The organism is Mesorhizobium sp. M0618, assembly GCF_040320765.1.
In the GTDB taxonomy this organism is placed as follows: Bacteria; Pseudomonadota; Alphaproteobacteria; order Rhizobiales; family Rhizobiaceae; genus Mesorhizobium.
On sequence record NZ_JAMYQH010000011.1, the window covers coordinates 161,765 to 182,771 of the forward strand.

Below are 21,007 nucleotides of genomic sequence, written 5' to 3' on the forward strand. Positions count from 1 at the left end.
ATGACACTGCGATGGCAACTGGCAGGCGCAATTGGCTTTTCTCGGGCAACTTCGCCGCGGCGGAGCGGTCAGCGGTCGTGCTCAGCATTATCGAGACCTGCAAGCTCTGCGGCGTCGATGCCGAAGCCTACATGGCCGATGTCACCGAGCGCATCCAGAACGACTGGCCAGCTTCGCGCTGGAATGAGCTGATGCCGTGGACCTGGGTGCGCCGCGAAGAGATGCCGCTCTCCTTGGCGGCATGAGCGCAATCGATGACATGGCGCTGTCGGACGAGGAGCTCGAGGCCTGGATGGCCATCAAACCCGCCCCCCGCCCGCTGGTGCGGACCATGTCGGCGCTGGATGGCTTCGTAACGGCGGCGGTCACCGGGCCGCGGTTCGCGGACCCGCAAGACTGGATGTGCCCCGCTCATGGGGTTGCGGCCCGACGTCCTGGCCAAAGGATCTGCAACCGATCAGGCCGTGTTTGCCAGCGTCGCCAGGATCCACAACCGGATCAACGAGACGCTCTTCGACAGACCACAGGATTATGCGCCCCGTTTCGCCACCAAGCCCAGCGGCGGCATCGACCCCCGGCCGTGGTGCGAGGGGTTCTACGCGGCCATGAATCTCAACATCAAAAAATGGAAACGGCTATGCATTTGAACTCCGTGACGGCCTGAGCTGGCATGACGGCACGCCCGTCACGGCGGGGACTGTGTGGCCTCGATTCGCCGATGGGGCGAGGTTAAACCGTCCGGACGGCTGCTGCTGGAACGGGCTGCGAAGATCGCTGTAACAGCGGACAAGACTTTCACGATCACTCTCAAAGAGCCACCTGGCCTCCTACTCGATTTGCTGGCAACTCCCGTGTCTGCGCTGTACATCAAGCGCGAGGAGGACGCCAAGCTCCCTGCAACGGAGCAGGTAACCGCGAAGATGGCTCGGGGCCCTTCAAGTTCAACCAGAACCTTACCCGGCCGGGTTCGCGTACCGTTTACGACCGCAACGAACAGTATGTGCCTCGCGGCGAACCGGCCAGCGGGTCTGCCGGCGGCAAGGTCGTGAAGGCCGAGCAGGTCATCTGGGAAAACATCTCGGATCCGCAGACCGCGCTCGCGGCGCTGCAGGCGGGTGAAATGGATTTCTGGCTGGAGCCGGTCGCTGACATTTTCCCGGCGATCGAAACGATACTCTGGGCAAAGACGGTTCGAACCTCTTTGTGGTGATGAACCATCTGCAGCCGCCCTTTAATGACATCAAGATGCGCCAGGCTTTGCTGCATTTGATCAACCAGAAGGCTTTCCAGAGCCTTCTGGCTCCCAATCCCAAATGGTTCAAGGTGGGAGGTGATCTTGAGAAAGCGAAGCAGCTCATCGCGGAGTCGGGATATGCCGGCGAGAAGGTTCTCATCCTTGATCCGACGGATTGGCGGGACGGCGAGCTAGCGTCGCAGTTGCTTGCGGATGTGCTGCAAAAGGCCGGCGTCAATGCCGAACTCGCCCACATGGCGTGGAGTGAACTCGCCGTGCGGCGGGGCAAGAAAGAGACGGTGGAAGATGGTGGCTGGAGCATCTTCATCTCCGGCGCCTCCGATTTCACGTTCGGCGACCCAATCAGCGCGGCGTTCTTGCAAATGACGGCGAAAAAGGTTGGTACGGTTGGCCGCAGAGCGACGAGTACGAGGCGCTCCGGGCCAAATGGGCAGATGTCGAAACGCTTGACCAGCGCAGGAACTGGCCCGCGAGATGCAGCGTATCTGGTGGGATCAGGTCGGGTTTGTCTTCCTTTGCCGAACCTTAGCCTCCTTCGCACGGAGTATATCCCTGCTGGATATGGTCAGTTCTCCAGCGCCGGGAGTGGCACTATAGAACATGCGGGAGGCCTGAGCGATGGAAATGTCGGGCTCTTCGCCTTCCTCCCGATCTGGCTGGCGCCAGGCGATCCGGCGGCCCTACCTGGCTCTGCCTCCCCTTCGACATCTTCGTTGCCTGGCGGACCGGCAGCAATCCGGCACCAAACGCCAGAGGCGGAAGTAGCCATCACGAAGCGCCGGATCACATAACCGAAAACCGGGAGACCAGGAGCAGGCGGTCCACGAGACGACCGGAGCGCAAGGATACGAGCCGATTGGAGACGGGCTCAGCCACTGGTTCGCATACCTGAGCCTGCCAGCCGTGGCCCGCTGATCACCCCGGCTTCCTGCCCGAGAGGTGGCGACCGACGCCGTCAGCTACACTACCATCTTCCTATAACACGATCCGACCCTAAAGCCGGGCTAAGTTTCCACTCCTTTGATATCAATTTAACGCGTATACGGTTTATTTCAAATTCCTCCACGGTTTGAGCCCTGCATTTCATGAGGCATCCGGTAATAGCGCACACCATCCTTGGGAGGTGCTATGTTTCGCGGGTGGCCGGGTGGCCGGATGGCCGTCCCATCATGATAAAAAACGGCGCTGCCCGACCGAATCTTGGCACAAGGGAGGATAGCTATGACGATCTCTCGACGTAACTTGATTAAAGCGGGTCTAGCAGCCGGGGCCGCTTTATCGACCCCGTCCGTGCTTCGGGCAGACACTGAGCCCACCGTCACACGGACAGTCCGCATGGTGAAGGGCGGATTCATCCAAATTTTCGATCCGATCGTTACCACGTCCAATCCAACCACTGATCACGCAATGGCTGTCTATGACACGCTTTTTGCGATAGATTCTAAGTTCAAACCGCAGCCGCAAATGATCGGCAAATGGGGCGTCTCCGACGATAAGAAGACCTATACGTTCGAGTTGAGGGGCGGTCTCGGGTTTCATGACGGGAGTCCCGTAACTGCGGCGGACTGCGTCGCCTCAATCCGGCGCTGGGCGTCGGTGGATGAGGCCGGTAAGATGATTATGGCACGAGCAAAAGATATATCCAGAAAGAACGATACGACTTTTATGATCGTCCTAAAAGAACCGCTTGGGGTGCTCGTCGATACACTAGCAGCGTCGGGCTTCTTCTTGGCAATTATGCGTGAGAAGGACGCAAATCGTCCGCCAAGCGAGCAGGTGACTTCGAATATCGGATCGGGGCCGTTCAAGTTCAATGAGGCCCTTGCCAAGCCTGGTGCGAGCTTCGCGTGGGACCGCAATGACAAATATGTACCGCGCGAGGAGCCGCCGGATGGGTTCGCTGGCGGCAAGGTCGTTAACGTCGATCGCGTCATTTGGAATAATATTGCCGATCAGCATACTGCTTTGGCAGCTCTTCAGCAAGGGGAAATTGATTATTTCGATACGCCGCCCACTGATCTTTTACCGATTGTCGAAAGTGATCCTAATCTTGCGCTCCAAGTGCTTGATAAGGGAGGCTGGGACATGTGGCTGCGCATGAACTGTCTGCAAAAGCCCTTCGACAACGTGAAGGCGCGGCAAGCCTTGCTTCACCTAATCGATCAGGAGGCGGTAATGCGCGCGGCCTTTGGCAATCCAGAATACTTCGCTACCATCATTTCTATTTTCGGAAATGGGACGCCCTACTCTAATGACGAAAATACGGGATGGTTCAAAAAGGGAGGCAATCCCGAAAAAGCTAAGCAACTCTTCAACCAGGCCGGATATGCTGGCGAGAAGGTCGTCATTCTGGATGCTACGGACTGGCGGGAGGGAAGCAATGCCGCGCAGTTTTTGGCGGCTGAGCTTCGGACGATCGGGGTCAATGCCGAGCTCGCCCAGAGTGACTGGGGCGGGGTCGTAGCACGCCGGCAGAACAAAGGCAGCGTTGAGGACGGGGGTTGGAGTATTCACATCACCAGCGACGGCGACTTTGGCCACCGAACTCCACTCGAGTCACCCCTGTTTACTGCGAATGGGGAAAACGCTTGGTTTGGTTGGCCTAAAAATGACGAATACGAGGCGCTTCGGGCTAAGTGGGCCGATGTGGAAACGCTCGACGAGCGCAAGGCCCTAGCTCGGAAGATGCAGCGTCTGTATTGGAACTTCGTTGGCGGGGTTTTCTTGGGTGTATATACTACGCCAATCGCTCGTCGTAAGGAACTTACCGGGCTCATAGGCATGCCCAATTGGCTCCCGATGTGGAATATGCAGAAGGGCTGAGGGGAAATACGTTACGTCCTGCGATAAGTAGTCTCGATCATCGCCGCAATGGCAATGGTCGAGATTCGTTTCTCTCTCGCCCTGCCGCTATCAGCGCGGGTATCATCACCCGCGCGGGATTGAGGGAGCCGGCGAAAATTGGCCTACAATAAGGCTCTCCCACTGCGCTGACGCCGCGGCAGCTTATCCGCCGGCCATAAGAAGTGCGGCGCAGATAAGACTAATCGTGCGTCAAATTCGCTGTCGAACGAACAGGTCGCCCAAACTTGTATGTCCAAGTAAGACCGAGAACATAGTCGCATGAAAGAAACGTCTAAATTACATAAGCTGGCAAGCTAAGCGTTGAGCTTGCAGAGACCGTTTTGCGGATAGCGTCAAGCTGCGAAGGATGCACGGCGATGTGTGCCTCTTTCGATCGTGGGGTAGAGACCGTCAGTGATCCATGTTCTCCCCTTTCTTGCTGAAAGGCCCAAGTTAAAGCCGCGAGACGGCTGCTAGTCACGAGTATCCGAAAAGCGACGTATCGCGGTCCTTCAAACTTCATGTCTTTCGGCGGCTTGCTGAGGGTACGCTACTGGGAAAGCCAATGTCGGGGTCGAGTGATCTTGGGGATGAAAAGCGCCAGACCGAGCTTTCAAGCTTTGTCATGAGGGAGGTGCAGCGCATTCTTGCCCAATGCGATGAGGCGAGGCAGGGTGACAAGGCGGTTGTTGCTCCTTCGGGTTCTCCTTCCAAGGATTTGACCGCCGTGGCCGCCGAATTTCTTGGTAGGCTCGAGGCCGAAGCAGCGCGACGGCTAAACGCCCAGGCGGGCGAGATCGCTTCGCGATTCCGGCCGGCCGATCATCCGCTCGGGCATCCGGTTCTGAAAGATTGTCCGAGAGAAGGCGCGCGCATTGCAGAGTGGGCCGGTCCAGTTGCGGGGTCGACGCATCTCGAGAGACGTTTTGGAATACCGCGGTCCACGCTGCATTGGTGGCAGCGGCATAATGATGTGGTTGCCTTTCGGAGAGGCTCCCGCAAGCATGTATTTCCCTTGGCTCAGTTCATCGACGGCAGGCCTATGCCCGGAATCAGGCAGGTCCTTTCCTCGATCTCCGATCCCAGATTGGCTTGGCTGTGGCTGATCAGTCCCTCGCCCCTTCTCAAGGGTCGCGTTCCTATCGAATTGCTCAGAGAGGGTATGAACGAAGAAGTCGTTGCATCGGCCGCCCAGGCTATTTGTCTGATTGGACCTATCTGACGTTTGGCCGGGTGCCGATGGCTGTCCGCGCATTCTATATGTGCGAAAACAGCATATGTACCAATTGTACGATTTGAGCAAATGTATAGTTGTCCAATTTGTACAAGTAATACGGCCGATTTAGTGATAAAAAAGCAACTGATACTTATCTATGTGGATGGCTAACGGAATTTGAACTTGCACTAATTCCCCCGATGAATAGCGTTCGAGCAGGGAAGGATGCATCGCGATGCGCATCTTTTTCGATCGTGGGGACAGGGAGCGGTCCGTCTGTCGACGTCCTCGCCCTTTTCAAATCTTTGAATGGAGATCAACTATGAACATCAAGAGCCTTCTTCTCGGCTCCGTTGCGGCCCTGATCGCAGTTTCCGGCGCATGCGCCGCCGACGCGGTTGTCGTCGCCGAGCCGGAACCGGCCGAATACGTCAAGATCTGCGACGTATACGGCTCGGGCTACTTCTACATCCCCGGCACCGAAACCTGCCTGCGCATCGGTGGCTATGTCCGTTACGACATCAGCGCTGGCGATGTCGGCAGCTTCGATGGCGCACGTTCGACAGACGTTCTCAACGGCAAGGACCAGGGCACCTGGCACAAGAATGCCCGCTTCTCGCTGAAGACCTGGACCGGCCAGGAGACCGAGCTCGGCACGTTGAAGACCTACACCGAGACTCGTTTCAACTTCGGCAACAGCGCCTACTACGCTGGCGAAGACGGTAATCCCGCCCACAACAAAGGTGCTTCGCTGAATAAAGCTTGGATCCAGCTTGGTGGGCTCCGCGTCGGTTTGGATGATTCGGCATTTGATACGTTCATCGGATATGCCGGCAACGTTCTCAACGACACCATCGTTCCGTACGGCGATTTCTACACCAACGTCATCCAGTACAACTTCGACGCCGGCAACGGCTTCTCGGCCGTGGTCTCGCTCGAAGAAGGTTCGGTGGACACCAACAATGTCTTCTACGTGGGCACAATCGATAGCTTTGTTCCGCATGTCGTCGGTGGCGTGAAGTACACGCAGGGGTGGGGTGCCATCACCGGTGTTGTCGCCTATGACAGCAACTACGAAGAGTGGGCCGGCAAGGTTCGTGCTGACTTCAATGTGACCAGCGATCTGTCACTGTTCGCCATGTTCGGCTACGGCACCGACAAGAATTCGCTCGACTTCGACAGCGGTCGCGACTTCTACAAGCAGTGGGGCGGTCACTGGGCTTGGTGGGCCGGCGGCACCTACAAGTTCAACGAAAAGACCTCGTTCAACCTCCAGGTGTCGGGTGATCAGGACAAGAACTATGGCGTGGCGGCTAACGTCGCTTACGACGTCGTCCCCGGCCTCACGGTCACCGCGGAAGTTGACTACGATCACTTTGGTCACTTCAACGACGGCACCCCGTTCGGCAACTGGACTGCTGCCGACAAGAAGAACAGCGTCGGCGGTCTGCTTCGCTTCCAGCGCTCGTTCTGAGGATTGAATGGCCGGGTCCCGCGTTCGAAGCGGTAACTGATAGCCTTCAATTTGGTTTTCGGCGGATTGCTTGATCACGGACCTCCAATCCGAGCATTTCGTCGATGAGAAGGGCGCCCAGTTCCCGGGCGCCCTTTTTCAGTCTTATCGATCGGGTTCCCCGCAAGCGAGATGGATCGCGCATGGCTGTGAGGCGGACCGCTCTCTCCATGCCAGAACGGCATGATCCGGATGGCGCTGGCGGCAGTTCAACAATGAAAATCACGCACCTTACGAGATCGCTATTTCAGCGACCTCCGCGTTTTGAATGAATTCGAGCAAGTGTGACCGCTAGTCTGGGGCTTCAGCAGCTGGAGGAGCAAATATGCGCAGATTCGATCTTCCGGGACGATCTGCTGTGATCGCAGCAAACGGAATTGCAGCCACTTCGCATCCCCTGGCAAGTGCGACGGCGCTGAGTGTGCTGCGCGAACGCGGTAATGCTGTCGACGCGGCGATCGCGGCCATGGCCACACTCGCGGTGGTCGAACCGCACATGACGGGCATCGGCGGCGATTCCTTCGCGATTGTTGCCGAACCGAACGGGAGAGTCCATGGACTCAATGGATCGGGTCGCGCTGCGGCAGGGGCGAAACTCGACTGGTACATCGATGCGGGGTTCTCCGAAATACCGCAGCATTCGGCCCATTCCGTCACAGTGCCCGGCGCGCTGAGAGCCTGGGAGATGCTCCACGAGCAGTTCGGCTCAATAGCGTTTGAACGTCTATTCGCTGATGCCATCGCGTACGCCGAGGATGGCTGTCCCGTCGCGCCGCGAGTGGCTTTCGACTGGGCGAAAGAGGCTGTCAGGCTCGGTCGTGATGCAGGTGCGCGCCAGCACTACCTTCTAAACGGTCGAACGCCGCTCGCAGGTGAGAAGATCCGGCTCCCGGCACTTGCGGCAACTCTGCGTCTGATCGCCAAATTCGGGTCGAAGGCACTCTATGAGGGCTCCGTCGCGGCCGAAATCGTCGAGGTAGTGCAGGCACAAGGGGGAGTTTTGACCGAAGAGGACCTTGCTTCCGTTAGGCCCGACTGGGTCCAGCCGATTGGTGCTGACTATGCAGGCCAGAAGGTTTTAGAATTGCCGCCGAACGGAACCGGCATGGTGGCCCTCATTCTCTTCAACCTTCTGGAGATTTTGGGAACACGGCGGATGCCACCAGACAGTGCCGATCGTTATCATTGTGAGATCGAAGCTGCACGCGTAGCTTACGCGGTGCGAGACACGATGCTCGCCGATCCTGATTGCATGTCGGTCAGCGTCAAAGAACTGACAAGTCCAGCCTATGCTGAAAGGCTTGCTGGCAAGATCGATCCGTTGCGACGCAACCCCGATCTTGAACTGCCCCCTCTGCCGGGCGCCCATACGGTCTATCTGACGGTGGCAGACCGTGATGGGCAGGTCGTGTCATTAATCAGCTCAATTTCTGGCGTGTTTGGCTCGCAGATCGCGACTCCACGTTCAGGCATCTTGCTTCACAACCGCGGGGGATCTTTCCGCGTGGAGGTCGGCCATCCAAACGCCATCGGTCCCGGCAAGCGACCGATGCACACGATCATACCTGCCATGGCGGTGGAAGATGGTAAGGTATCCGTCTCGTTCGGCGTGATGGGCGGTGCCTTCCAGCCGATGGGCCACGCCCATGTCTTTGCGAATTTCGCCGATTATGGCATGGACCCGCAGGAAGCAATTGATCACGGTCGCCTCTTCTGGGATGATTCCGGGAGCCTCGGGTTTGAGGCGGGCATCCGTGCCGGGGTGCTTGAGACGCTTAAGTTAATGGGGCACCGCGTTCATGCAGCGTCGACACCGTGGGGTGGCGCTCAGATGATTGTAATCGACCACAAGCGCGGGTGTTACATCGCCGGCTCCGACCCGCGGAAGGACGGCCAGGCGGTCGGTTACTGACGCCAGCAGTTAGCACTCGATTTTTAGGAAGTAAGCGGGATCCACCTACAGCCGGTAAACCAGAGGACTGAGATAAGCGATAACTCACCGGGCACTGCGCATTGATTAAATGAACCCACGAAACGATGCAAACATGTTGGAGCTCGATCGATGAGGACACTTGAATTCGAGGGACATGAGTATCTCGACGGTCTCGCGTCCGACCCCAATGAATTGGGCTGGATGCGCGGCACGCCGCCGCCGGCAGAAAAGTGCATTACCTTTGCAAGTGATGCGTTTCTCAATTTTCCGCAGCTACGCTGGTCGCTCTCCCACATGCGCGAGCTTTTGCCGACTGTCTCGGTCTGGCGCGGACCGGGCCAGCCAACGCCGTTGGAAGGAAATCCCGCAGGGGCCCATATCGAGGCGATCACCTTTGTCGATGCAAACGGGAGCGTTCGCACATTCGATCAGGCTTTGCACGACACCTACACAGATGGGATAGTGGTTCTGCATCGGGGGCGCATAGTATATGAACGCTACTTTGGGGCGCTGCAACCGCATCTGCCCCATGCACTGCACTCGGTCACAAAGTCATATACGGGCACACTTGCAGCCACGCTAGTATATGAAGGCGTACTTGATGAATCTAAGGAACTTGCACACTACCTGCCGGAGCTAAGCGGGACGGCGTTTGAGGACGCAACGTTGCGGCAGGCGATGGATATGCAGTTGGGCATTGCCTACAATGAGGTCTACGAAGACAAACTCTCGAGCTTTTGGCAGCATGCTCGGGCCTGCGGCTGGCGGCCGCGGCCGATTGGATACGACGGCCCCCAGACTTTGTGCGAATACATCCGCACTATCCGCAAGGAAGGGATGCATGGCGAGTTTGTTGATTACAAAACCGTTGTGACCGACACCTTGGCCTGGGTGATGAGCCGTACAACTGGACTTTCGTTTGAGCGGCTGCTGCAGGAGCGCTTATGGGCGCCACTTGGCTGCGAAGAGGATGGGTATATCTTCATCGATTCAGTAGGAACGCCGATGGCTGGCGCCGGTCTCTCGGCGACTGCTCGCGACTTAGCTCGTTTCGGCGAGCTTATGCGACAGCATGGAGAGTGGAACGGAAAACAGCTTGTGCCCCCTTCATTTATAGAGGACCTGCTAAGCAGGAAGGCCCCGTCCAAGTTTCCCCCTGGCGAGGACGCCGGTGGATACGGCTATCGCAGCCAATGGTGGGTAACAAATGATGAGCTAGGTGCAATTGTGGCCCGTGGGATGCACGGTCAGTTGCTCTATGTCGCTCCGCAACTCGAAATGGTAGTCGCGCGCCTGGCATCTCATCCGGTGGCTTCGAGCACCGGCAATATCCCTATCACTATGCCGATGATGGTAGCTTTGGGGCGATCTCTTTCGGGTTAGCGGTGGTCGCGCAATTCGAAGCTGCTTCAGGCTCGCCTGCTGGCCATGAGGTTCGGGTAGGCTGGCCCGTGTCCGTGAGGACGGCGATCAGACGGTCTGCCCTAAGTCTAGTCCAGGGCAGGATCCTAGTAGTGCAAATCACGCTCCTGTCTGCGTGCCCCATTTCACTGTCAGACACATTTGGCCTAAAAAGCGCACTTCTTTGTGAAATCTGAATGAGAGCATCTTCAGACGATACGTCGTGGGTCTTCTCTAATAACATCAATGACCCACCCCTACGCCCCTCGCTCACGCGCGCGGCGCGGCAATCAACGCGAGAGCCTTTATTGCCGCATAACGATGCCCCGAAGATTCGAACGTTGCCTCGTCTATTTGCGCTGCTGCCCGCCAGCCCCTGGACACGGCCCCGGGGCGACGGCTTTCGCTCTATGCGAACGTTCCGGTCTTTGCGGACGGGAGCGAGTGCTCCAACCCGGGGAACTTCTGGTGATATTGGCTCTACGCCGTCAGGGCCTGTCCGTGACCGCGATTGCCCGAAGAACGGGGCGCGATCCCCAAGGCAGCAAAGCACATAGCCAACGATGGTCGGGATCAGCCGTACGTTACAGCGGTGGACCAGGTCGGATCGGCGTGCTTCTTCCAATAGAGATCCATCAATTGCCGGGTGACTGCGCCGACTTTACTATCCCCGACAGCGGCGTCGTCGATCTTGGTCACGGGCATGATCCCGCCAGCAGTGGAGGTGATAAAGACTTCGTCTGCCGCCTTGAGTTCGCGATGCGTGACATCACCGACACTAACGGGGAGGGCGAGCTGGTCGCAAAGATCGATCACCGTCTGGCGCGTGATGCCGGGGAGGACACCGTAGGCCGGCGTGCGAAGTCGGCCATCCTTGACGGTGAAGACGTTGAAACCTGGGCCTTCGGCAATGTTATCGTTGGTATCGACGATCAGGGCCGTCTCCGCACCGCGGTCATAGGCATCGAACAGGCCCTTCACCAGATCGAGCCAATGGTAGTTCTTGATGGAAGGGTCAATGGATCTTGGAGGGATACGCATTGTGTCGCTGACCGCGATGTGAAGGCCGCGCTCAAGCTGTTCCTTGTTGGCCACCGAACCGAAGGGCACCGCGAAGGCAATGAAGCGGTTTTCCGCCTCGCGCGGGTCGCGGCTGAAGGTCGGGGACGCACCGCGCGTGCAGATCATTTCAACATAAGCGCACTTGTGGCCCGACAGAGCTACGCAGTTGGCAAGAATGCCCTCTATCTCTGCCCGGCTGTAAGGGAGCTTCATACGGAGACTCTGCATACCTCGGAAGAACCGATCGAGGTGCAGATTGAGCCTGAAGAATCGGCCGTCCCACACGTGAACCGTGTCATAGGTGGCATCCGAGTGTAGAAAGCCCCAATCCAGGACGGAGATCTTGGCTTCCGACATCGGCAAGTACTGCCCGTCCAGGAAAGCCACACCGGAGGGATAGGACAGACGATCCCGGTGGTGTTGCTCGACGGTAGGTAGAGACATTACGGATTCGGTCGCGACGAGTGTCATCTTTTTCTCCATGCTCGCAAGACTAAGTGGTTAACCACCTAGCCAGCCTTGGAGCCCCCGCCGCAAGCGCTCGCAAGCTTGGCAGTTCGTTGGCTCAAATAATGCTGAGGCTCACGACCATGCCTAAGCCGGCGTAGTGGCGTGCACGGTCGGCGCCCCTTAGATCCTGACAGCCACATCAGTTTGGCTGCATGGATTTGATCGCAGACTACTCGCGTGGGGTGTGATCAAAGTCGTCAGACGCGCGCAACGCGCGCTTCAAAAACCAGCAGGAAGTGATGGAAACGGATCACCCGACAATGACTATATCAAAACCCTAGGCTCGAATTTCACGCGGTCCAAAGTAATCATGCTTTTGAATTTGCGTACGTTTTGGTTCGTGTAGAGCTTTGTCTTCACGAAAACGTCGAAAGCCTCCACATCCTCGACCGCCACGACGAGTACGAAGTCCGCATCGCCAGTTACCATATAGCACTGTGTCACCTCCCGTGCCGCGCGCATGGCTCGTTTGAAATCGTCAACCAAATCCAGTCGCTCACGGTCGAGCTCTACTGTGACAACGACGGTGAGAGATTTGCCGAGCGCCTTTGGATCCACGAGGGAGATATCGGCAATTATGATGCCGTCGGCCCGCAGCCTATTGACCCGGCGCATGCACGAAGCTGCCGAGGAACCAACAAGATCCGCGATCTCCGCAAACGATAAGCGGTTGTTCTTCTGGAGTGCGCCGAGAATCCGTCGATCGAGATCGTCCATCACGGTCCTGCTATTAAGACATAGCGATTTGCATAGCCACTTGCATCGTCTATAGCAACAATGCCAATGGCAGGCGATCTAAACCTTTCGTTTTTCGCCTTGCGGCGATACGCCTATTTCAGAGACGGGCAGGTTTGTTCAGAATCTTTCGTTGGTGCTGTTCTGGGCGGGGAACACGCCTGCCGGGTTCTCATGCCCGTCTCTGGCCGGCACCAAGCGCCCCTTGGGGGCATCGAGATGGGCGGTGGACCGCTCGAAGTCGAAGCGCAGGTGGTGTCAATAACTAGCGGACATTTCCGCTGCTATGGTCCTTCGTTTCTTGGCGGAGGCGTATGGAACAGCTTCGGGCCCAGCGTGATGCCTCGCTGATCAAGCCGGAGCGTTACGTCGGCTATCTGGAGGCACATATCGAGCAAGGCGATGTGCTGGAAGCATCGAGCAAGCGTATTGGCGTTTACCAACATGGGGCGTATCGTGCACCGTTCCTGGACAGCCTGTCTGATTATCTTCGGCATCCGAGCATCAGCGCCGAGAATGTTGGAATCGCTGAGGTTGGTTCGCTGCTGCTTGATATGCTCACCGGTCCCCAGTAGCCAGCGTCAAAGGCATCGAGTGCGGCCAGGCCGACTTCAGCGTCCTTGGCCGGTATATTGCCCGCAGCGTTGGCACCACAGACTTGCGATCCTTCCAGGTAACCAACTCCAGCGAGTGGCGGATCAGATGCAAGCTGCAGGTTTGCACCACCGTTGGCGGGAATACGGCGTTGATTGCTTCTGGAAAGCCCTCAGGCCGTCGCCGACGGCAATCAGGATGTCGGCGACCCCTCGGTTCTTCAACTCGTTCATGACGCGCAGCCAGAATTTGGCGCCTTCCGTCTGCTGAATCCAGATACTCAGTATCTCCTTGCCGCCATCGGCCAGGATGATTGCTGCGTCCTGCCCTGCGAATTGCCTCGTGGCGACATTTCTATTTTGCTAGCTGCGCGACATTCGAACTTGGTTGCAACACGTTGGTGCACCCATTCTGGAAGCTTTCGATTACCACATCGTCGGCTTGATCCAAAGGAGATGCCGAAGGCGATGTCGTGCAAGCGGGTCATGCCGCGCCAGACGACCACCAGGAGGCGGATCATGTTTGCGGGCAAGACAGCCCGCCAATTGGCGATTTGCAGCAGGTAGGCGGCGAGCGTGGGCCGTTGGAGGCATGGTCACGTTCGGACACGCGTCGATCTGGTCGAGCGCAGTGATCTCGGCGAAGGTTAGAACGCTGTCGGGCGCGGCGTCTGGCTTGGCACGCGCCGACATAGTAACGAGGAATATGCGCCAGCTGACCACCGCGATGATAGCAGGAATTTCGCCAGCCTCTCGGCGGTTTCGAGCCTTGCCCCCTCGGCACGGCAGCCGGACTTCATGACCTTGTGGAACACTCCGCCTTCCAGCGCAGGGCGTACCAGGCGAGCTTTTCGGCCGCCGCCGAGAAATATCTTCGGCCGGCAAGTTGTTCACCAGCTTCCAGTCGATCGGCTCGCGACCGGGCGGGCGGATTCTCTTCGAGGGCGTGGATGTAAGTCAAAACCTGAGGACTGTAGCTTACCCACGGCGGCAAGGTGTTGATGGCGGCGAACTTCCACCTGCAGCCGCCGCGCTAAGCGGCTTCGCGGCTGTTGGTTTTGTCTCGCATCAGTGCTGCCTCCGTGATTCGGCGTCACGGACAAAATCACGGGCAGATTCATACGGGCAATAGGCGGCCGACGATATTGGTAATCGAAAGCTTCGCCGGAGGCGTACACGTTGGTGATCTATTCCGCAGTTCCCGAAGGAGGGGCTTGCAGCAGCGGAGTGATGATCTCGCGGCTCTCGGTGCCTAACCCAAAACTCGAGATTAGGCGGTGGAGGCCGTTGAGTGGCCGTTGCGGTTCGGACCAGGTCACAACACGGGTTGGACGGAGACCACCCGGCGGCAGTATTGCCGCGCGGGCAGCAAGATGCAAATGCAATGACGGACCGGGAATGGGCGTTAATCGAGCTCGTTCATGCTGGAGTGAAGGCGTCGGGACGACCACCACGCGTGACCGAACTGCGTGCGGTTGTGGACGCGCTCCTTTATATCGCCTGGACAGGCTGTCAGTGGCGGGCATTGTCCGCTGCGTCCTGCGCGGTCAGCGCTCCGTCATGTTCCGCGTCCGGCAGAGTTCGCTCGAGGAATGGCTTCCCTGGCATGACGGCCGCTGGGACCAAGGCGCGCGCAATGCTTCGGCGCTCTGGCGCGAAATGCGTAAGAAAGGCTTTCGTGGCCAGATCGGCGCCGTCTCTGAATGGGCGCGGCGCCGACGCCTTGCTGAAAGGGCCGATGAAAGCGCACTTGCCCGCACGCCTTCGGCACGAAGCATCGCCAGCCTCATGACGCTGGCGCGTGACGACCTGTCCAAATCGGACGCTGTACTGATCGCGGCAATCGAGAGCAATGTTCCTGACCTCGTCACCGCGCGAACGCTTGTCGACGACTTTCAGCGGATGATCCGGTCAAAAGCGGTCGCAAAACTGAACGCTTGGCTCGAAGGCGCGAAGGCAAGCCTCGTCGGCTCCTTCGCGAACGGGGTCGAAAAGGACATCGCCGCGGTCCGCAACGCCATTATCTCTCCGTGGTCGAATGGCCAGACCGAAGGCCAGATCACCAAGCTCAAACTCATCAAGCGGCAAATGTATGTCAAACGGCTTCCAAAACTGACCCCGGATTGGAGTGCGCCTCTCGGACCGGACAAGGTCAAGCCGCAGTTTTGACCATCTGCCGGGCGTGTTGGTCCTCGAACTGTTGCGGGCTGAGATAGCCGAGCGCTGAGTGCAATCGGCGGGTATTGTAAACCTCATCAATGAAGCGGGGAAGGTCCTCAGCGACGTCGGCGAAGGTTTCGTAGGCCATCGGATAGACGGCTTGGACCTTCATCGTCTTCATGAAACTTTCCGCTTTCGCATTATCGTAGGGATTGCCGCGCCGGCCCATCGATTCAATAAGATCGTGCTCGGCGAGAACGAGGAGTGCGGCATATTGGGCGGATTCAAGCGGTCGTCGCAACACCTGAACGAAGGAGGTTGCGATGGGCATTGGAAAGCGACGATCACACCGTTCTGGACGGGCGCCGTTGCCGTCACCGGGACGTCCGCCAGTGGCGGGGCGATCTGAACTCCAGCGATTCTGGTTGGGGATAGCGCAGGGGCTGACCAGCGAAGATGCTGCGTTGGCGGCTGGTATGTCGCAGCCTGTTGGAACCAGATTGTTCCGACAGGCGGGCGGCATGGCACCAGCGATGTTCAGGTCTTCAAACCGACGTCAGAGCGATACCTTGCGTTTGCGGAACGTGAGGAGATCGCACTTCTTCGCATTCAGGGCCTTTCGAGACGCGAGATCGGACGCCGACTTGGCCGATCCGCCTCGACCATCTCCCGTGAGCTACGACGCAACGCAGCCACCCGCAGCGGCGGGCTGGAGTATCGGGCAACGACTGCCCAATGGCATGCGGATCGATCGGCCCGTCGGCCCAAACCGACCAAGCTTGCGCTCAACACAACCTTGCGCACTTATGTGGAGGAGAGACTTGCCGGCGTCGTCGTGACCCCGAGCGGCGCTCCCGTTCCTGGTCCCGCCGTTCCGTGGAAGGGCCGCCGACATGGCCCGCGAAAGGATCGGCGATGGGCCAGGGCCTGGAGCCCGGAGCAGATTGCCCGGCGCCTGGCGATCGACTTCCCGGACGACAAGACGATGCGCATCAGCCACGAAACCATCTATCAGGCCCTCTTCGTTCAGGGTCGGGGAGCGCTACGCCGCGAACTGTCGGCCTGCTTGCGAACGGGGCGCGTGCTGCGGGTCCCCAGGGCCCGCGTACGCAGTCGAGGTAAGAGCTTTGTCTTGCCGGAGGTCATGATCAGTCAACGCCCCGCCGAAGCGGCTGATCGCGCGGTGCCGGGTCACTGGGAGGGAGACCTCATCCTTGGTCTTGGCAGCTCGGCGATCGGCACGTTGGTCGAGCGCACGACGCGCTTCACGATGCTACTGCATCTTCCCCGGCTCGTGGGGCATGGCGAAGCTCCGCGCACGAAGAACGGACCTGCGCTCGCGGGACATGGAGCCGAGGCCGTGCGTGACGCGATTACGCGCACCATCATCACCTTGCCTGAAGAACTACGCCGTTCGCTGACCTGGGATCAGGGAGCCGAAATGGCTCAGCACGATCGTCTCAAAGTCGACGCGGGTGTCCAAGTCTACTTCTGCGATCCACAAAGTCCCTGGCAGCGCGGCACCAATGAGAACACCAACGGGCTGCTGCGTCAGTACTTCCCGAAAGGCACCGACCTGAGCATTCACAGCGCCGACGAGATCGCCGCCGTGGCAGCGGCCCTCAATGCGCGGCCGAGAAAGACCCTGGGTTGGAAAACGCCGGCAGAAGCGCTTGGCGAGTTGCTGTCGTGAGTGAACACAATCAGTGTTGCGACGACCGGTTGAATCCGCCTTGCGAGCCTCGGTCCGAGTGATGGACGCAGCTCGGCGGGGGTTTTCGTCGTTCGATTGCCGCCTTCAATGCTGCAACGGTCAAGCGCGCGTCGATCGACCGACCGATGGCGTACCAACGACCTTGCGTGACCAGGCATCCAAAATGACCGCGACGTAGACGAAGCCCACCGCAATCGTCACGTATGTTATGTCGCTCACCCAGAGCTGGTTCGGGCCGTCGGGTGTCACGTTCTTCGCCAAGTTCGGGAAGATCGGCAACTCGTGATCGCTGTCCGTAGTGGCGATGAAGCGCCGCCTGATCCTGGGCTGCAGATCGTGCTCGCGCATCAACCGTCTGACCTTCTTGTGGTTGACGACGATGCCGCGCTGCCGCAGCGCCGCCTGCATGCGGCGATAGCCGTAAGCTTCGAAGCTGTCGGAGATCTCACCCATCGTCTCGACGAGCGCTGTGTCATCCACGGCGGTTTCGGGCTGATCGTAGTAGGGCGGATCATGGAATGGAAACCGGCGATGAGGCCATCGAGGCGGGCGTGCCCCTGCTGGTGGAAGCACGCAACCCTGCCTTGGCGGTGGCTTCGCCGTAACCGCCGCCGCGGTCGCGCGAGACGGTTTCGATCTCAGGGTGACCGGCAAGCCAAGCCTCGACGGTGGCAACTTCACGGTCGGGCAACAACGTCACGATCCGCCGTCGCTCCAGATCGCAGACGATCGTGCCGTAGCGATGGTTACGGCGATAGGCCCAGTCGTCGATGCCGACAATCTTGATAGGGTCTGTTCGTAAACAGGCCCGTCGCCGCACCACCCGCAGCAACGTGTCATTGCTGACCGGAACCATCAGCCGCTTTGCAAAACTAGCCGCCGGCCGGCCGCCGAGCGCCAGTCCAAGATGATAAACGATACACTCCAATCGCGAGGTCCGGCGCGATCGCTCGGTGACAACACTGTCGTCAAAGCGCTCGGCGAAGATTCGTCGACGGCACAACGTTGCATCGCAGACGAAGCGCCGCGCGACGACGCGGAGCGCTACCTTCGTCCCACTATAGGGAAGATCGGACACGCGTCGAACATAGCGGCTGTGGACCCGGCTCGACACTCTGCTGCAAAGAGGGCAAGGCCGCGCCGGCGTCCCTGACCGCGCGGTAATGACGATCACTCCTTCGTTCTCAGCGATGGCCTCGACGACCAATCCGCCGGGATCAAGGACGACAAACGCAAAATTCTCACCATGGTGCTGATTCCCCTCAGAAAACAGCACCACGCCGCCATGCAAAATCATCAAATGTGAGTCAGACCCCAATTTTGACCCCCCTTATGTAATGCGCGGCGGTCAGCGTTCGCCCGGGCGGAGCTGGTCAGGGTTGCGCAGCCGGGCGAGCGCGGATGGCGCTTGGCAGCTTGATGGGGTGATCAGGCGCGGTTCTTGAAGCGCCAGGATGCGTTTCCGGTCTCGATGATCTCGCAATGATGAGTGAGACGGTCGAGCAGCGCTGTCGTCATCTTGGCGTCGCCGAAGACGGCGGGCCATTCTCCGAACGCCAGATTGGTGATGATGATCGAGGTCCGTTCATAGAGCCTGCTGATCAGGTGGAAGAGCAATTGCCCGCCGGCTTGCGCGAACGGGAGATAGCCGAGTTCATCGAGCACGACGAAGTCGAGCCGGGTGAGGTAGTCGGCGATACGGCCCTGCTTGCCGCCGCGGTGCTCGGTCTCGAGCCGGTTGACGAGATCGACGACGTTGAAGAAGCGGCCACGTGAGCCGTTGCGGATCAGGGCGCGGGCAATGGCGATTGCGAGATGCGAATGCTGCGCCCTTCCAACATCGGTAACATTCGAAAAGAATGCCCGGAGTCTCCTTATCGATCAGAGCGAACTTGCTCCTGTCGTGCTTTCCTCGCATGCGATTTGATACAGATACTCAATAAAGCCAATTGTAGCTTCGTCGAATCCAGCTACCTTCGGATCTGTGCTTTCAACGATAATAAACTCATCCGGCGCGTGAAGATTCCCACCTCGACCTAGGCCGAAACCACAAGCTGGCACGTTCAGCGGCCGAGCGGTGAAAATCACCCCCGGCCAGGAGCCGGGAGCCCTCGGCACAAGCGTATGTTCGACGCCGACGCGTGTGAGTACCGCGCGCTGTGCCCTGATAATCGCAGTGTCCTCATCTATTTCGGTGGGATCGTAGCCACCCGTAACGTTCATTTCGATATCACCGAAGCCGTGCGTTCGGAGGTGCGTGTTCAGCTTAGACAGTAGTTCACCCGTCGTTTGATCAGGAACAAGACGCAGATCAAACTTCGCTTCGGCTCGCGCGGGCAAGATCGACATGCCGCCGGGTCCAGTATATCCGGCGATCAGGCCTTGTAGATTGATCGTCGGCTGCGATGCGAGGCGTTCTAGACCGGCGCGATAGTCTTCATCATTGAACCAGTGCTTAATCCCGCGGCTCGTCATCGCGTCTTCTTCGCTGGTAATGCGGGCGGTTTGCGAGATGAGGTCGCGCTGCCGACGGGTCAGCGGCTTCACATTTTCGAACCAACCGTCGATCGCGGGCGTGTGTCCATCGGCCTCTACAAGAGTCGTCAGCGCCTTGATCAAATGCCATGCCGGATTGTCAACTCGGGGTGCTTCCATTGAATGAATGTCAACGGTGGGCCCACGTCCCCAACGCTCGCCGCTTGCGATAAGCTGAAATTCTACTGTGCCTTTTGAGCCCAGTACCACTGAAACGCTTCCGCTGCTCGTCTGGGTAAGTTCGGGGACCACTACGCCGATGCATTTACGCAGCGCGGCCAGCACTTCTGGCTCTTCCGTCACCTGACGAAAATTAGGTGATCCGATCTCCTCCTCTCCCTCAGCGACGAGGGCGATGTTGACGGGCAACTTGCGGCCCGATGTCAGAACAGCGCGAATGGCGGCCAGGAAGGCGGCTTGGGGACCTTTTTGGTTTTCTGCGCCGCGCCCTACCAACACTTTGCCAATGCTCGGCTTGTCGACAATGCGGCCCTCGAGAGGTGGCGAGGACCATTTGGAAGCGTCGAAAGGCATCACATCGTACATGAAGTAGATGCCGAGCCATTTTGAAGCACCGGCGTCAAGAGTACCGAAGACACCCGGCAAGCCGTTGGTCGGCACTATCTTGACGCGTTGAAAGCCCGATTCTTTGAGAAGGGTCGCCATATGGTCGGCTCCCTCTGACACATTTAAGCGTTCTTGAGCTAGGGTTGGAAGGGCAATCCACTCCCGTAGCATCTCAACCGACGCATCGTGCTGGACCGCGACGATTTCTCGGAAGACAGCCTGGACGTCTGTCGGCGCGAGCGTCGCCCTATCGGTGGTAACTTCGCCTTCGTTATGCATCGGGCGGGGTCCCACGGGTGAATTTATCTCTTTCATCGTTGCATCTCACTCGCTGTCTCAGCGTAGTCTATTCGCGCCGACCGCAGGAAGCGTTCAGCCCGTATTCGGCTCACGGGTTAATTTTAGAGGAGTTGTTGACGCAAAATTATTCAAAACCCTCGGGTACACGCAGATCGCGTTTCAAAAGTGTCGGTTCCTTGACAGAAACTCACACATTTACCTGCTGATGCCGGTAGAGCACTCGGTTTACGTTACTGCGCTCACACCGTGCACCCAAGCAGAGAAGGCCTCATCATTTTCTATTCCTCACACCTCCCGTCAGCCGTGCGCAGCGTCTCGAGCTGCTCACGCCAGGTCCGTCTGGCTGTCTTGAAGTCGCGGATGCCCTGGGTGATCAAAAGCCCTTGAGGCGGCTCGAATGCTGGCCGCGTTCATTGATGAGCCGAGCCCGTCCGGCTGCGACGGCGATCGTCTCCTGCTCAGGCTCGCACTCGCACAACCCGGACCCCGAGGCGTAGCGATTGAAGCCGCATCAACGATGTGACTTTCCATGCCTTCTTTCTCGAGCGATCGGTGGACCCAAAGTCGAGACCAGCTTCCTGGATTCGTAATGATCGGATACGTCTGCCCCGTTCTGGCTCGGCTTCTTTCTCGCAGCTTCGAGAACAACTCAATTAGACCGACAATATT

Annotated in this window: 15 protein-coding genes and 6 pseudogenes; 13 read left to right on the top strand and 8 right to left on the bottom strand. The window is 58.6% G+C overall.

Translation table 11 applies throughout. The features are described 5' to 3' along the window. Positions 1-11: 11 nt before the first annotated feature. From NKJ04_RS14485 to NKJ04_RS14525, 9 genes and pseudogenes are all read left to right on the top strand, one after another. Positions 12-245, top strand: a complete 234-nt coding sequence (locus NKJ04_RS14485) for a transposase domain-containing protein (RefSeq protein WP_352675817.1) — start codon at positions 12-14, stop codon at positions 243-245. A gap of 168 nt (positions 246-413) precedes the next feature. Continuing rightward, on the top strand, positions 414-647 hold the full coding sequence (locus tag NKJ04_RS14490; protein ID WP_352675819.1) for a UPF0149 family protein: 234 nt from the start codon (positions 414-416) through the stop codon (positions 645-647). Positions 648-982: 335 nt separating this feature from the next. Further along, a pseudogene (locus NKJ04_RS14495) lies at positions 983-1,210 on the top strand (hypothetical protein); the annotation flags it as partial. Beyond that, positions 1,210-2,046, top strand: a complete 837-nt coding sequence (locus NKJ04_RS14500; RefSeq protein WP_352675821.1) for an ABC transporter substrate-binding protein — start codon at positions 1,210-1,212, stop codon at positions 2,044-2,046. The pseudogene NKJ04_RS14495 and the gene NKJ04_RS14500, both read left to right, overlap by 1 nt. Positions 2,047-2,476: 430 nt before the next feature. Next, positions 2,477-4,078, top strand: a complete 1,602-nt coding sequence (locus tag NKJ04_RS14505) for an ABC transporter substrate-binding protein (protein WP_352675823.1) — start codon at positions 2,477-2,479, stop codon at positions 4,076-4,078. Positions 4,079-4,664: 586 nt separating this feature from the next. After that, a complete protein-coding gene (locus NKJ04_RS14510) occupies positions 4,665-5,321 on the top strand; it encodes an antitoxin Xre/MbcA/ParS-like domain-containing protein (protein WP_352675825.1) in 657 nt (218 codons plus the stop codon). Positions 5,322-5,637: 316 nt separating this feature from the next. Continuing rightward, positions 5,638-6,789: a porin gene (locus tag NKJ04_RS14515; RefSeq protein ID WP_352675827.1), complete on the top strand. Its 1,152-nt coding sequence runs from the start codon at positions 5,638-5,640 to the stop codon at positions 6,787-6,789. A gap of 364 nt (positions 6,790-7,153) precedes the next feature. Then, entirely contained in the window at positions 7,154-8,740 is a 1,587-nt protein-coding gene (locus tag NKJ04_RS14520) for a gamma-glutamyltransferase family protein (RefSeq protein WP_352675829.1), read from the top strand. Between the two features lie 150 nt (positions 8,741-8,890). Continuing rightward, positions 8,891-10,144, top strand: coding sequence for a serine hydrolase domain-containing protein (locus NKJ04_RS14525; RefSeq protein WP_352675832.1), 1,254 nt, complete (start codon positions 8,891-8,893; stop codon positions 10,142-10,144). Positions 10,145-10,735: 591 nt separating this feature from the next. Here the strand turns inward: NKJ04_RS14525 and NKJ04_RS14530 are convergent. Beyond that, complete coding sequence (locus tag NKJ04_RS14530) at positions 10,736-11,695, bottom strand: aminotransferase class IV (protein ID WP_352675834.1); 960 nt, start codon at positions 11,693-11,695, stop codon at positions 10,736-10,738. A gap of 303 nt (positions 11,696-11,998) precedes the next feature. Further along, positions 11,999-12,451: an Lrp/AsnC family transcriptional regulator gene (locus NKJ04_RS14535; protein ID WP_352675837.1), complete on the bottom strand. Its 453-nt coding sequence runs from the start codon at positions 12,449-12,451 to the stop codon at positions 11,999-12,001. A 332-nt stretch (positions 12,452-12,783) separates the two neighbouring features. Between NKJ04_RS14535 and NKJ04_RS14540 the strand changes: the two genes are divergently transcribed. Continuing rightward, positions 12,784-13,044 carry a hypothetical protein gene (locus tag NKJ04_RS14540; protein ID WP_352675840.1) on the top strand — a complete coding sequence of 87 codons (261 nt, stop codon included), beginning with the start codon at positions 12,784-12,786 and terminating at the stop codon, positions 13,042-13,044. Here the strand turns inward: NKJ04_RS14540 and NKJ04_RS14545 are convergent. Continuing rightward, a pseudogene (locus NKJ04_RS14545) lies at positions 13,035-13,383 on the bottom strand (transposase); the annotation flags it as partial. The gene NKJ04_RS14540 and the pseudogene NKJ04_RS14545 overlap by 10 nt on opposite strands. A gap of 977 nt (positions 13,384-14,360) precedes the next feature. Here NKJ04_RS14545 and NKJ04_RS14550 point away from each other — a divergent pair. Next, a pseudogene (locus tag NKJ04_RS14550) lies at positions 14,361-14,590 on the top strand (transposase); the annotation flags it as partial. 131 nt (positions 14,591-14,721) lie between these two features. Then, positions 14,722-15,231 carry a transposase gene (locus NKJ04_RS14555; protein ID WP_502897923.1) on the top strand — a complete coding sequence of 170 codons (510 nt, stop codon included), beginning with the start codon at positions 14,722-14,724 and terminating at the stop codon, positions 15,229-15,231. On the opposite strand, the gene NKJ04_RS14560 is transcribed toward NKJ04_RS14555, so the two are convergent. Beyond that, positions 15,215-15,553 carry an integrase core domain-containing protein gene (locus NKJ04_RS14560; protein WP_352675842.1) on the bottom strand — a complete coding sequence of 113 codons (339 nt, stop codon included), beginning with the start codon at positions 15,551-15,553 and terminating at the stop codon, positions 15,215-15,217. The genes NKJ04_RS14555 and NKJ04_RS14560 overlap by 17 nt on opposite strands. On the opposite strand from NKJ04_RS14560, the pseudogene NKJ04_RS14565 reads away from it, so the two are divergent. After that, a pseudogene (locus NKJ04_RS14565) lies at positions 15,546-16,915 on the top strand (IS30 family transposase). The gene NKJ04_RS14560 and the pseudogene NKJ04_RS14565 sit on opposite strands and share 8 nt — an antisense overlap. A gap of 120 nt (positions 16,916-17,035) precedes the next feature. Here NKJ04_RS14565 and NKJ04_RS14570 read toward each other — a convergent pair. The 4 genes and pseudogenes from NKJ04_RS14570 to NKJ04_RS14585 all read right to left on the bottom strand — a co-directional run bounded on the left by NKJ04_RS14570 (position 17,036) and on the right by NKJ04_RS14585 (position 20,317). Beyond that, a complete protein-coding gene (locus NKJ04_RS14570) occupies positions 17,036-17,416 on the bottom strand; it encodes an IS3 family transposase (protein ID WP_352675844.1) in 381 nt (126 codons plus the stop codon). Positions 17,417-17,516: 100 nt separating this feature from the next. Beyond that, positions 17,517-18,233 (bottom strand): annotated as a pseudogene (locus NKJ04_RS14575) (ISL3 family transposase); the annotation flags it as partial. A 131-nt stretch (positions 18,234-18,364) separates the two neighbouring features. Beyond that, positions 18,365-18,757, bottom strand: a pseudogene (locus tag NKJ04_RS14580) (ATP-binding protein); the annotation flags it as partial. A gap of 60 nt (positions 18,758-18,817) precedes the next feature. Next, positions 18,818-20,317 (bottom strand): M20/M25/M40 family metallo-hydrolase, encoded by a 1,500-nt coding sequence (locus NKJ04_RS14585; protein WP_352675846.1) that lies wholly within the window; start codon positions 20,315-20,317, stop codon positions 18,818-18,820. Positions 20,318-21,007: the final 690 nt, after the last annotated feature.